General features: G+C 40.5%; 12 protein-coding genes. 9 read left to right on the top strand and 3 right to left on the bottom strand.

Going from position 1 to position 13960, the window contains the following annotated elements:
- Positions 1-24: 24 nt before the first annotated feature.
- Together U859_RS0106925 and U859_RS0106920 are read right to left on the bottom strand one after the other, a co-directional pair.
- Positions 25-1479 (bottom strand): TolC family protein, encoded by a 1455-nt coding sequence (locus U859_RS0106925; RefSeq protein WP_240183022.1) that lies wholly within the window; start codon positions 1477-1479, stop codon positions 25-27.
- A gap of 10 nt (positions 1480-1489) precedes the next feature.
- Positions 1490-2737, bottom strand: a complete 1248-nt coding sequence (locus tag U859_RS0106920; protein ID WP_025142687.1) for an efflux RND transporter periplasmic adaptor subunit — start codon at positions 2735-2737, stop codon at positions 1490-1492.
- A 90-nt stretch (positions 2738-2827) separates the two neighbouring features.
- On the opposite strand from U859_RS0106920, the gene U859_RS32465 reads away from it, so the two are divergent.
- Positions 2828-2959, top strand: coding sequence for a hypothetical protein (locus U859_RS32465; protein ID WP_262496785.1), 132 nt, complete (start codon positions 2828-2830; stop codon positions 2957-2959).
- Positions 2960-3095: 136 nt separating this feature from the next.
- On the opposite strand, the gene U859_RS0106910 is transcribed toward U859_RS32465, so the two are convergent.
- The gene (locus U859_RS0106910) at positions 3096-3674 is read right to left on the bottom strand and encodes a hypothetical protein (RefSeq protein ID WP_025142686.1); all 579 of its coding nucleotides are present in this window, start codon (positions 3672-3674) and stop codon (positions 3096-3098) included.
- Positions 3675-4250: 576 nt separating this feature from the next.
- Here U859_RS0106910 and U859_RS0106895 point away from each other — a divergent pair.
- From U859_RS0106895 to U859_RS0106860, 8 genes are all read left to right on the top strand, one after another.
- Complete coding sequence (locus tag U859_RS0106895; protein WP_025142684.1) at positions 4251-4982, top strand: hypothetical protein; 732 nt, start codon at positions 4251-4253, stop codon at positions 4980-4982.
- A 104-nt stretch (positions 4983-5086) separates the two neighbouring features.
- Positions 5087-5698, top strand: a complete 612-nt coding sequence (locus tag U859_RS0106890; protein ID WP_025142683.1) for a TetR/AcrR family transcriptional regulator — start codon at positions 5087-5089, stop codon at positions 5696-5698.
- 45 nt (positions 5699-5743) lie between these two features.
- Positions 5744-5962, top strand: coding sequence for a hypothetical protein (locus tag U859_RS0106885; RefSeq protein WP_025142682.1), 219 nt, complete (start codon positions 5744-5746; stop codon positions 5960-5962).
- A gap of 14 nt (positions 5963-5976) precedes the next feature.
- Positions 5977-7263, top strand: coding sequence for an MFS transporter (locus tag U859_RS0106880; protein WP_025142681.1), 1287 nt, complete (start codon positions 5977-5979; stop codon positions 7261-7263).
- A gap of 175 nt (positions 7264-7438) precedes the next feature.
- Entirely contained in the window at positions 7439-7618 is a 180-nt protein-coding gene (locus U859_RS0106875; protein ID WP_025142680.1) for a hypothetical protein, read from the top strand.
- A 125-nt stretch (positions 7619-7743) separates the two neighbouring features.
- Positions 7744-8061: a DUF6660 family protein gene (locus tag U859_RS0106870; protein ID WP_025142679.1), complete on the top strand. Its 318-nt coding sequence runs from the start codon at positions 7744-7746 to the stop codon at positions 8059-8061.
- Between the two features lie 111 nt (positions 8062-8172).
- Complete coding sequence (locus U859_RS0106865) at positions 8173-12546, top strand: CusA/CzcA family heavy metal efflux RND transporter (protein ID WP_025142678.1); 4374 nt, start codon at positions 8173-8175, stop codon at positions 12544-12546.
- Positions 12547-12555: 9 nt separating this feature from the next.
- The gene (locus U859_RS0106860) at positions 12556-13719 is read left to right on the top strand and encodes an efflux RND transporter periplasmic adaptor subunit (protein ID WP_025142677.1); all 1164 of its coding nucleotides are present in this window, start codon (positions 12556-12558) and stop codon (positions 13717-13719) included.
- Positions 13720-13960: the final 241 nt, after the last annotated feature.

Genomic DNA, 13960 nt, shown 5'->3' with positions numbered 1-13960 from the left:
TGTATAATTAGTGATTAAGATTTATTAATAGGTGATTTTTCTGTTTTTTTCGAAATCGTAAAGTGAGAGGTAACGTAGTTGGTAGTAGGCGCCCCAAAAATCGCGTAGAGACGAAACATAATCGCGTTTTGCCCTGTCGTTTTCCTGAAAGGCAATACTAAGGTCGGTGATGCTTAAATTGCCCAATACATAACGTTCGCTGGCTATTTTGTATTTTTCGGCGGCAATTTTCTCGGCTTCATCTGTCAGCTTTATTTGCTCTTTCATCATATTAAAAAGTGTTACCTGTGTTACAATCTGTTGTTTAAAAGTCTGTTTGTCCTGCTCAACGGCATAGGTGGTAAACTGTTCATTTGCCTGAGCAGTCTTGGTACGCGATTTTGATCTTCCCCAATCCATTACCGGGATAGAAAGCTGTAACTCTACTGATTGCTGGTTCTTTGGTGAACGGTAAATATCAAAAGCACTATTGGCCGCATTAGAAAATCCCAGGTTGGCACGTAATGTTGCGGTTAAACCGTTTTCGCCTTTGGCCTTTGCTACATCTCTTTTTGCTTCGGCCATACGGCGGATAAAGGCTATGGCTTCCGAGCGGTTTTCGAAAGCTTCGGCCAATACTTTTTCGGCAACCACTGTCATTTGGGCTACTACAGAGGGCATGTCCAGTTTAATCCTGTCGTTACCTTCAATACCAATGTAACTCCGTAGGTTCAGGGTTGCAATTTCTACATCGCGTTTAGCCGTTCCTACTGCTTTTTGGGCATTTAAAACTTCCAGCTGAAGTTGTAAAATCTCATTTTTCGAAATCTTACCCAGCTCGAATTTGGTATCGGCAATGGTTAAAATGCGTTTGGTATTGGTATAGTTTACATCGGCAATGTTCAGGTTTACCTGTGCGAGCAATAAATCGAAAAAATACTCAGTAACTGTAATGGAAATCTTTTCCTGCGTTTCTATAAAAACCTGTTTACTTTCATTAAATTTTAAAGGCTCTATTTTCTTGTCCCATTTTAAATTATTAAACTGAAGCAGGGGCTGAGTATAACCAATGCCATATGGAATACCATTATATAGCACGCTGTTCCTGTCGAAATCATCAAAGCGTTGTAACTGTGTGGTGCCATAAATTGTGCCACCCGTGGTGGCAATGCTTTGGCTAAAATTTAATGTTAGCGATGAGTTATCATAATGTACAGGCTGAAAAAGGATGGTTCCGTTAGGTTGTTGCACCTGCGTATAGGTTTTGGTGTAACCCGGTAAAACTCCCTGCAAGGCCAATTGAGGCTGGTAATTAGATTTAAACGTACGCCATTCCCAGTATTTGGTTTCCTTAACCGTTATGGCCTGCTTGGCAGCGATAGAATTAGCCTTGGCCATTTCTACCACCTGTTGTAAGGTAAATTGCAAGGTATCTGCTTTTTGAGAGGAGAAACCTTTAGAGCTAAATATCGCTAACAAACCCATAAGTAAAAATTTCATTCGCATAATTTTAATTACTGATGGTGATGGTTTTCGTGTTTTTATAGTCGCCCATGTCTGAAGTGATCACTTCTTCACCCGCTTTTAATCCGCTCAGAATTTCTACATAATCGAAATTGCTTAAACCTGTTTTAACAGATCGGCGTTCCGCAACCCCATTTTTCAGTACAAAAATTTCCTGAAGGTTCGAGCCATTAAATGCAGGACCATTGGCCAACCGCAAAACCCCGTTTCTGGTAGCGGTAACTAAAAACACATCAACTTTCTGGTTTGGGCGCAGTTCTTTACTGTCTTTTTGGTTCAACTGGATGTCGAAAGAAACAATCGCATTGTTTACCGCGGGAGATATATTCACCACCGATCCGCGTAACTGCGTATTGCCAATACGGATAATGGCAGTCATATTGTTATGTATTTTATCCAACAGGTTATCGGACATGCTTCCGGCCACTTTAAATCCACTTAAATCCGCAATTCTCACTAAAGCGTCACCTTCGTGTACGCTCGCACCTATGTTTTTATTTACCCAGGTAATTACACCAGGCCGGGTAGCAATTACATCAGCCAGGTCAAGTTTACGTTTTAAAGCCTCCAGATCTTTCCTTTGGATGGCCAGAGAGATTTCTGCTTCCCTGATTTCGATTTTCATGGTTTGCTGTTTGCTCCTGATCTCGTTTTCCAGCTGAAGTTTTTCCAGTTCGGCAACTTTCAGGTTCAGCTCTGCAGCTTCTACATCTTCTTTGGTTCCTCCGCCCGCTTTTAACAATCTTTTTGCCGAAGAAACCGCATCGTTAAGGTTACTGATCCGTAACTGTTTAATGCTGTTGTTTGATTTGATATCGAAAAAACTTTTCTCCAGATCGAGTTTCAGTTTACGGATCTCATTTTCTTTCGATTCCATCTGAAATTCCAGTTTACCATAATCTGTTTCGCTCACTGATTTATCAAGCGATAAGATCGATTCTCCTTTTTTTACCTTATTGCCTGCATCCATCAGCACATTTTTGATCGATGCATTAATCGGACTGGTTAAAACCTCTTCAAACTCAGGGAGTACCTCACCGGTTGCATTAATCGTATTTTCGATGATGCCTGTTTCTACTTTAGCCGTGGTAAAATCGGCCAGGGTTAACGATGGCTTGAAAAAGAACCGAACAAACCAAATGGCGATTGCTAAAGCGATTATGACAGTGAAAATAAGGAGGTAGGTTTTTTTCTTCCTTTTCGAAGAAACTTCTTCTTCAATGAGTTTGTCCATTTAAAAATAATTTACATCTGGCTTTACAATAGGGGTGCCATTGTTAAGTATTTGTTATTCAGTTATTTGTGTTTGGTGTTAAAAACATAAATGCCCGATATCGAACATCTTGTTTGTAATCGGACAAAAAAGGAGGAAGGAAGGAAGGAAGGAAGGAAGGAAGGAAGGAAGGAAGGAAGGAAGGAAGGAAGGATCTCAGCCTCTTTACTTAATATAGTTTAAAGATTTCTCGGCTGCGCTCGAAATGACGATCTCTCGCATTTTGACTGTGCTTTTCAAAAGAGAAGTTAGTCATTAAAAACAAAAAACTCCAATAGATTAATCTATTGGAGTTTTATATCCCGAAAAAGGAAAAATATTATTTGTTCAACTGTACCAGTGTTTGAGTAGCCTGGTTTTCTAAAGCCCTGTCTACATTTGGTAAACGCATCTTTGCGATGTTGTTTTCTACATTTAAAGATGGGTTTTCTGCTTTTGCAAGTGCAGCAATATCTCTTGTGGTGCTTGAAAGCATTTTTAGCGATAATAAGAATAAACGGTTGTCATATTCAGTTGCTGCACGCTCACTATAATCATGCTGAACCTTATCCAATAATACCAGTTTATCAGTAATCTGATCTAATACCTCTTCAGAAAGCTCCAGTCCCTGGATGCCAATAACGCGGTTATTTTTTACAAAATATTCCAGTCCGTTAAACGTAATGATGGTTAAATTATTTCTGTTGATGATGTATTCAGCTTTTGATGCATTGCCATTTTTACGGCTCTTTTTTTGTGCACTTAATCTTTCGATTACAGCATTGCCATTTACTTTGTCAACGTTTTCAATTGGAGTTGCCAGTTTGCTTTGGTTTTGTTGAGCCATCACCTGGATTGATGATGAAGATATTAAGGCAGTTAAAAGGAGTACAAAAGAAGTTGATTTGGCAATTTTCATGGCGCAAAGATAAAATATAAAAATATAATTCCGAACTTTTTGTATGTTTAATATTACAGTTTGAAGGCAATTTTGAAATTATTTTGATGATAAAAATCAACATATTGGTTTAATGTTGTATTTTTAGTTAGTAATAATTGTTTAAACTGTATTTTTTAACTTGATAGATTGCAGAAAATTCATCGTTTTAACTACTGTTAAATATTTAGCTTTTAACTTAATCTTAACAGCAGCTTTATATATCATCTTTACTTTTGTGGTGTAAAATATTTGGTTAGTATTATACAGGTTTAGTTAGTTGATAAGAAAAGGCCGCAATGGATGTTGCGGCCTTTTTGATTTAATAGCATCGTCAAACAAAATAGCCGGTTTCACGTTTTTTCCATAAACCAAAACCCAATTACCATCTGATATGAAAATCACTGCTTTATTATTGCTCTCAGCAATATTTTTATCGATAGGCTGCAATGCCCAAAACCCTATTTCTTTAAATCCTGCGCCTGTAAAAATTGAAAAAAGGCAGAATATGCTACTGTGCAACCTTATTACCAAATCGATTTTAGTGCCGCTATGTGCATGTTCGAAGTAAGGGTTAATGATGTATTGGTATTTACACTTGATTTACCTGGACAAGCTTCTTCAACAATCCCGATCAATTCGGCCATTTTACAAAGTGGAAAACAGCAGATTAGCATCAAAGTGTTGCCAATGGAAGGGCAGAAGGTATTGAACCCAAATGCCAGTTTTAAATATACCATCAAAGTTTATGATGCGGCTAAAAACCTTGAGTTTAAAGAACAGCTTCCCGGTGAGTATGCTGTTGAAAAGGTAAACCCAGCCAAAAAACAAGCTTTCCTTAGTCAAACAGCTACTTTTAATGCCGAAGTGCCTTATAACATCACTGCTTATCAAAATGGTACTGATCTTAAATCGGTTGCCGGATTGAATGATAAATTACGCCGCGCTTATCAAAAATTAGCAGAATTGATCGCAAAGGCAGATATGGAGCAGTTAAAAAAACTGATCGCCAATAGAGAACAGGTCGCTGCGGTAACCATGTATTTGAGCAAAGAAGAAACCGAAGTGAGGATAAAAAGTATGTTGGGTGATTTAAAATCTGGCTTTAAAATGATACCAATTCCGGCAAATGCACAGGTTAAAATATTCGGTAACGGCAAAGTAGCTAGCCTGGTTACGCCACAGGGAGGTTCGGTAATCAAGCTTAGAAATGAAAAAGCACAGGAAGAAATGGAACTCGAATTTACTTTTTACATTCCACAGGGGAAAACGGAGCTAGAAATTATTTAAAAGAGCTTTATTTAGGTCGAAATCATTTATTGACAAAAATATCTTCTGATTTATTTGTTAATAAATGAATAATCATTTAGTTTTGTCGTAGTTTAAATTTGGTCATGCGGACAAGGGATATCAATAAAGAACTTTTAGTAAAACAAAAAGCCATCGAAACCATTGTAAAATATGGCCTGGAGGGTTTTACCATCAATAAACTGGCTAAAGCCTGTGGCATATCGGTGGGTACGCCTTATGTGTACTATAAGGATAAAGATGATCTGATTGTTAAAATCGTGATGGAAGAAGGGGCGAGGATGGAAGAGGCCATGCTACTTGATTTTGATCCGGAAGCGTCGTTAGAGGATGGACTGCGTATCCAATGGCGAAACCGTTTTAATTATATGATCGAAAACCCTATGCTTGGGCAGTTTTTTGATCAGATCAACAGCTCTACTTATCAGGATCAGTTTTTGAAGATGTTTAATGGTGAAGAAGGAAACTTAATGAGCCTGTTTAAAAAAGACATCACCACATTTATCCACAATGTAGTAAAGCGGGGCGAAATGGACGAAATGCCTTTCGAGGTATATTGGTCGGTGGCTTATTCACCTTTATATTCCCTGCTCCGTTTTCACCATAGGGGAAAAAGTATTGGAGGTAAACCTTTTCAGATTACCGATGAGATATTGTGGGCCGCGTTCGACCGCGTAGTAAAGGCTTTAAAAAACTAAAGCCTTTTTTTTGAAGTATATTATTAAATAATTATTCATTTATGAATGGAAAATTTTAATCACATCTTATTATTTAAAACCAATCTCGAAGCCGCTGATAAAGAGCTGTTAAGGGTTGTTTTTACCAAAGAGGGTATAACAGAGTGGAACATCGACCTTGATGATGAAGACCGTGTGCTACGCATTATATCTGCCTCTTTACAACACAATTACATCATACAATTAATTAAGGGTTGCGGCTTCGAATGCTGTACACTCACTTAAAAAGAAAAAATAAAATGAAAAATAAACAGGATATTATTCCATTTACGGGGTACCAGAAAATTGTGGTATTTATACTGGCCATGACCCAGTTTACCGTGATACTTGATTTTATGATCATGTCGCCATTGGGCGATATGCTGATGAAATCGCTCGATCTTAAACCAGCTGCGTTTGGTGTAGCCGTATCGGCTTATGCTTTTAGTGCGGGGATATCGGGCCTGCTTACGGCAGGTTTTGCAGATAAATTCGACCGTAAAAAGCTTTTGGTCTTTTTTTATTCAGGCTTTATTATCGGCACGGTTCTATGTGGATTGGCCACTACTTACCAAATGCTCTTAGCCGCACGAATTATCACCGGACTATTTGGAGGTGTAATAGGCTCTATTTCGTTAGCCATTATTGCCGATCTGTTTGCTCTTGAACAACGTGGAAGGGTAATGGGGTTCGTGCAGATGGGTTTTGGTGCCAGTCAGGTATTAGGCATTCCCATTGGCATTTACGTAGCAAATGCATGGGGCTGGGAATCGCCATTTTTGTTAACAGCGGGACTTGGGCTTATTATTGCCATTGTGATTTTGCTTCAATTAAAGCCGGTTAATCAGCATCTTTTGGTGCAACGCGATAAATCGGCACTGAAACATTTATGGCATACTGTTGCGAAACGTGATTATCGTATTGGCTTTGCCGCGACAGCAGTTTTATCGGTAGGCGGTTTTATGATGATGCCTTTTGGAAGTGCATTTGCGGTGAATAACCTCGGCTTGACCAATGCACAACTGCCTATATTATTTATGACCTCTGGCATTTGCTCATTAGTGATTATGCCGCTTATCGGCAGGTTAAGTGATAAAGTAAGCAAATTTAAACTTTTCACCATCGCAACGATATGGCTGATGTTTGTTTGTGTGATATACACCAATTTATCAGCCACGCCATTTTATCTGGTGCTCGTATTTAATGTGTTGATGATGATGGGGATGCTGAGCAGGATGGTTCCTTCGAGTGCGCTAACAAGTGCCGTGCCCGATATGGCCGATCGTGGTGCTTTTATGAGCATTAATGCTTCATTGCAGCAAATTGCAGGTGGTATTGCAGCCACAGCTGCCGGGATGATTGTGGTGCAACAAACGAAATTTAGCCCCCTCGAACATTATAATACGGTGGGTTATGTAGTAGTGGCCATATCGGCGCTCAGTATATTTTTACTGTTCAGGGTAAGCCAGATCATTGCCAGAAAAAATACGGGTAAAACGGTATTACCTCAGGCCGTTGAAGAAACAGTATTAATGGAAGGGATTTAATTCAACATCATTAAATAAATCCTTGGTTGCAATAAATTGCTTAAAAAAACGTCTTTATTGGGCTGTAACAGCTGATTGTAAATAAAATGATTAGTTTTGCGGCCTGCTTATTGTTGAGCAGAGCGTATAAATATTAAATTATGGATGGTCTATCATCCTGATAAGAAAAAAAATTATGGACAAATTTAAAGAAGTACAGAATCTGATCGCTTCAGTTGAGGCAGATGTAACCAAGTTTTATGATGGTGGAAATGCAGCAGCAGGTACACGTGTACGTAAAGCAATGCAAGATCTTAAAGTTTTAGCTCAGGATATCAGAGCTGAAGTAACAGAGAAAAAAAATAGCGCGAAATAATTAAATTATTGCGTTTTGGGAAAAACAAGAGCCTTCAGTCTTAACCGCTGGAGGCTTTTTTGTTGACGAATGACGACTTCACTTCTTTTACCTTTTTATCCCGATAATCATTACATTTGCTTCCAATGAAATACTTTGTGCTTTTGTTTTCCCTTTATCTCATCCTTCTGGGCATTACGCCTTGCCAGGATAGGGATGATATGGTTACAAGCGCTCAGTTCGAAACTGTTGTTCACCGCGATGCTGCCAAAGGCGAACATGCCGGCGGCGAAATGTGTCCGCCGTTCTGCAGCTGTGCCTGCTGTTCAGTGGCACAACATTTCCCTCTTGAAAAAACAACTACAGTTGTCGTTCCTGTTTTTCAGCAATCTTACCCGGGCTTTTACTGCTCTGATTTAAAAAAACAGCCTGTTGATGTTTGGCAACCGCCTAAACTCATATAATCATTATTTTTTGTATGGCCTAATGCCATAAATTTTAGCCTGCACCACGCAAGGATTTTAGTCTGAAGCGTAGGTCATCTTGCTATTTATTAATTTTTGATTATAACCATAATGCTGAACAAAATAATACAGTTCTCCATCAGGCAGAAATTGCTGGTGGGGATTATGATGCTGGCGTTGATTGCCTGGGGTATATATTCCTTAAAGCAGCTGCCAATTGATGCACTTCCCGATATTACCAATAACCAGGTACAAATCATCACCAATTCGCCCAGCAATGGGGCAGAGGATATCGAAAGGTTTGTAACCTATCCGGTAGAACAGACCATGGCCACCATACCGGGTATTGAAGAAATCCGGTCTTTTAGCCGTTTTGGACTTTCGGTCGTTACCGTTGTTTTTAAAGAAAATGTAGAAATTTACTGGGCCCGTCAACAGGTAAGCGAACGCCTTTCCGAAGTAGAAAGGAATATACCAAAAGGAATTGGAACGCCCGAAGTTGCACCTTTGACCACTGGTTTGGGTGAGATTTACCAATACGTGATTCATCCCAAAAAAGGATACGAAAAAAAATATGATGCTATCGAACTCCGCTCTATACAGGATTGGATTGTACGCCGGCAGCTTTTAGGGGTAGAGGGCATAGCCGATGTAAGCAGCTTTGGAGGATACCTCAAACAATACGAAATCGCGCTCAATCCCGATAAACTCCGGAGTATGGATATTTCCATCAGCGATATATTTACCGCACTCGAAAAGAATAATCAGAATACCGGGGGCGCCTACATCGACAAGAAACCCAACGCTTATTTTATCCGTAGTGAAGGCCTGATCAACAGCATCGAAGATATCGAAAATATTGTGGTGCGTACTAATGCCAACAGCATCCCCGTGTTGATCCGCAATGTGGCCGAAGTACGGATTGGTGCGGCTACCCGCTACGGCGCCATGACGAGGAACGATCAGGGTGAAGTGGTTGGTGCTGTGGTAATGATGTTAAAAGGTGCCAATTCATCAAAGGTAATTGCCAATGTGAAAGCCAGAATGGAGCAGATATCTAAAAATCTGCCTGAAGGGGTGGCGATAGAGCCCTTTATCGACCGCACAAAACTCGTAAACAATGCGATCGGGACTGTAGCCAAAAACCTCGCTGAAGGTGCATTGATTGTAATCTTTGTATTGGTATTGCTGTTGGGTAATTTTCGCGCCGGGCTAATCGTAGCTTCCGTAATTCCATTAGCAATGTTATTTGCCGTTTGTTTAATGAACCTTTTTGGCGTAAGCGGAAACCTGATGAGTCTTGGTGCAATAGATTTCGGCCTGATTGTAGATGGTGCAGTAATCATTGTAGAAGCATCGCTCCATCACCTTGGCCTCCGTAAAAACAAAGGCCGCTTAAGCCAACAGGAAATGGATGCAGAGATTTTCGAATCGGCCTCAAAGATCAGAAACAGTGCTGCCTTTGGTGAAATTATTATTCTTATCGTTTATCTGCCCATCCTTGCTTTGGTGGGTATTGAGGGTAAAATGTTCAGGCCGATGGCACAAACTGTTGCTTTTGCCATTCTTGGTGCCTTTATTCTATCACTTACTTACGTACCCATGATGAGTGCACTGTTTCTGAACAAAACCATCAGTACCAGGAGGAATGTTTCCGACAGGATCATGGCTTTCTTCCAAAGGATATATACCCCAATGCTCAATTTTGCCATCAGGGCCAGGTTGGTAGTTGTAGGCACTGCGCTTGCTTTATTTGCAATCTGTTTAATTATTTTCAACTATCTCGGGGCCGAATTTATCCCCACTTTAGAAGAAGGCGATTTTGCGGTAGAAACTAGGGTACTCACCGGAAGCAGTTTATCACAGACGATCGAGGCCTCTACACGTGCTGCAAAAGTGCTAAAAGCCAATTTTCCGGAGGTAAAAGAGGTAATCGGGAAGATTGGTTCGAGTGAAATTCCTACTGACCCGATGCCGGTTGAAGCCTGCGACCTCATGATCATCCTGAAAGATAAAAGCGACTGGACAAGCGCTTCAACAAGGGAAGAACTTGCACAGAAGATGCAACGGAAGCTCGAACAATATATTCCCGGCGTAACCTTTGGATTTCAACAACCCATACAGATGCGTTTTAATGAACTGATGACGGGGGCCAGGCAGGATGTGGTAATTAAAGTTTATGGAGAAGATTTTGCCAAACTGAGCAGTTATGCTTCAAAAATTGGTGCAATTGCCGGTAAAATAGAAGGTGCTCAGGATGTTTATGTAGAGCAGGCCTCAGGACTACCTCAGGTAATCATAAAATTCCATAGGGATAAGATCGCTCAGTTCGGTCTCAATATAGAGGATGTAAATACGGCCATCCGCTCAGGTTTTGCAGGAGAAGTAGCAGGTTTGGTATTTGAAGGCGAAAAGCGCTTTGACATGGTGGTACGACTGGAAAAAGAAAACAGGCAATCGCTGGAGGATGTGAAAAATCTTTTCGTTACCGCTCCCAATGGCAATCAGATCCCGTTAGAACAGCTGGCCGATATCCAATACAAAGAAGGCCCTAACCAGATCCAGCGCGATGATGCTAAACGGCGCATCACCGTTGGTTTTAATGTAAGGGGAAGGGATGTAGAAAGCATTGTAAAAGAAATCCAGCAGAAAATAGATAACGAAGTAAAATTTGCGCCAGGGTACTACCCAACCTTCGGTGGTACTTTCGAAAACCTGCAGGCCGCGAATAAAAGACTGGCTATTGCTGTTCCTTTAGCCCTGTTACTGATTTTATTATTGCTCTACCTCACCTTTTCATCCATTAAACATGCCCTGTTAATCTTCACTGCTATTCCTTTATCGGCCATTGGTGGCGTACTGGCTTTATGGGCGAGGGGGATGCCTTTCAGCATCTCAGCAGGCATCGGTTTTATTGCGCTGTTTGGCGTGGCCGTACTCAACGGGATTGTATTGATCAGTGAATTTAACAGGTTAAAAAAAGAAGGAATGACAGATACACTGGAAATTATCAAAACCGGAACTTCGATCAGGCTCCGTCCGGTAATTATGACGGCGCTCGTGGCCTCATTAGGTTTTTTACCAATGGCCATTTCGGGCGGAAGCGGTGCCGAGGTGCAGCGCCCATTAGCAACGGTGGTGATCGGTGGTTTGCTTTCTGCAACTTTGCTTACCCTTTTGGTATTGCCGATCCTTTACATCTGGGTAGAAAAAATGGGGAAGAAAAAGGTTAAACTTGCTCCGGTGGCTGGTTTGTTGATATTAATTACATCTTTATTTGCGGTTCCATCTTCACAGGCACAAAGCACTAGTTTAAGCTTAAATCAGGCGGTATCATCAGCACTACAAAACAATAAAGCGGTTAACAGTGCCAGTTTAAGTGTGAATTTACAAGAACAGTTAAAGAAATCAGCTTTCGAAATGCCCAAAACCGATGTTTCGATGATGTATGGCCAATACAACAGCCTGATTAAAAATGACAAGAACTTTAGCCTTTCACAAACCATTCCTTTTCCTACACTTTTCTCTGCAAATGCTGCCTTAGGCGATGAAAGGATCAAAGCAAGCCAGTTTCAGGTGGCTTCGACCAAAAATGAGTTGGTTTATCAGGTGAAAACCGTTTATACCAATCTGCAATATCTTTATTCTAAAGAAAAACTGCTGTTACAGCAAGACAGTATTTATAAAGGATTTGTTAAATCAGCCTCGCTGAAATATAAAACGGGTGAGGGTAATCTTTTAGAAAAAGTAGCGGCAGAAACCCAGTTGAAAGAGGTGCAAAATCAATTGGAACAGAACAAGGCTGATATCGAAATTTACAACAGTCAGCTGGCTACACTATTGGGAAGCACAACAAATATAACCGAAAAGGACCTTAAAGAAAAAAACATCGTTCCCATATCAGACAGCACCTCGGTAAAGGAGAATCCGCTATTGGCTTATTTCAGGCAACAGATTGTAATTGCCGATAAACAACGGAAAGTGGAGCTGGCAAAAGCGCTTCCAGATATTACTTTAGGTTATTTTAACCAATCGCTTACAGGCTTTCAGAATGTAAATGGCAGTGAGGTATATTTTGGTCAGGATAAACGTTTTCAGGGCTTTCAGGTAGGAATAGCCTTTCCATTGTTCTATAAATCTTATTCAGCAAAGGCAAAAGCAGCGGCCATCAGTAAAGATATTGCCACCAGTGATCTCGATCTGCAGGAGCGCAGGTTAACCGGACAATATCAGCAGTTACTCCGCGAATACCTTAAAAATAAAGATCGCTATAGCTACTTTCAAACCTCTGCGCTACCCAATGCCACATTGATTTTAAAAAACAGCCGCATTGCCTACCAGAATGGGGAGATCGGTTATTCAGAATACCTGCTCAACCTGAAACAGGTGAATAGCATTTATGAAAGTCACCTGGTGGCCTTATTACAGCTTAACCAGAGTATTAACCACATCGAATTCCTTACCGGAAATTTCAACTCATTATAAAGAAAAGACATGAAATCCATATATCAATATTTAAGTTTATTAACCGTTGTAGTTTACCTCACAGCTTGTGGAAGCCCTAAAGCAGAAAAAGTACCTGAAAAAGAAGCAGCTCACGAGGAAAGCGACATTGTTACTTTAACGCCTGAACAGCATAAACTGGCCGAAATTACCCTGGGCGAAATTGAATTAAAAGAACTGAGTGGAACAACCAAAGTAAACGGCATGCTCGATCTGCCCCCACAGAGTTTGGTTTCCATCTCTACACCATTGGAAGGAATTGTGAAAAGTACCTCTATGTTACAGGGAATGCGGGTGAAAAAAGGTGAATTGGTCGCCGTGATGCAAAACCCGGAATTTATCCAGATGCAACAGGATTACCTGGATTACAAAAGCCAGTTACAGTTTTTGAAACAGGAGTTAGATCGTCAGGAAGAATTAGCAAAAGAAAATGTAAACTCCAAAAAAGCACTTCAAAAGGCCCGGAGCGAATACCAGAGTGTTAGTGCACGTTTGTTGGGGCAAAGGTCTAAACTTTCACTGATCAATATCGATTTTGCCGCTTTAGAAAAAGGGAAGATTTTAAAAACCTTTAACCTATATGCGCCAATGGCGGGCTACGTTACTCAGGTAAATACGAACATTGGAGCCTTTGCCAGCACTACCGATGAATTGTTTAAAATTGCTGATACCGAACATTTACATGCGGAGCTTACGGTGTTTGAAAAGGATGTGCCTAAGCTTAAAATCGGGCAAAAAGTGCGCTTTACCCTGGCCAACGAAGAAAAAGAACGCATGGCAACCGTACATTTAATCGGTCGCGAAATTAGCAAAGAACGTACTGTTCAGATCCATTGTCATTTAGATAAAGAAGATACCCAACTGCTTCCGGGCATGTACCTGAAAGCTTATGTGGAAAGCGGAGCCAATAAAGTTGAAGCCTTGCCCGATGCCGCTATAGTTGAATTTGAAGGCAAGAAATATGTATTTATCGAACAATCTGCATCTAAACTGGCTTATCGCTACCGCATGATGGAAGTGAAGACTGATGTTGCCGAAAATGGCTACACTCAGGTGTCATTTGCAGAAACAGTAACTAAACCCAAAGTGGCTGTAAAAGGCGCTTATGATCTGCTGAGTAAGGTAAAAAATGCAGAAGAAGAGGAAGGGCATTAATTTATTTGTCATTAGTTGGTTAACCGGTTAATTGTTTAAATCGGTTAACTGTATCAGACTTAAATACAAGGCAATACGTCATCCTGATCCGATAGCTATCGGATTTATTTCAGGATCTATTTTTATAATAAGATACAACTCCAGCCGTCATCTCTACTGAAGCGCAGTGGAACGGAGAGATCTATATGAAGCCTACATAATAGATTTCTCCACTACGTTACACTACGGTCGAAATGACGGC

Source organism: Pedobacter jeongneungensis (assembly GCF_000633455.1).
Lineage (GTDB): Bacteria > Bacteroidota > Bacteroidia > Sphingobacteriales > Sphingobacteriaceae > Pedobacter > Pedobacter jeongneungensis_A.
The sequence above is the reverse complement of the archived record's forward strand: the minus strand, read 5'-3'. Positions and strand labels throughout refer to the sequence as shown.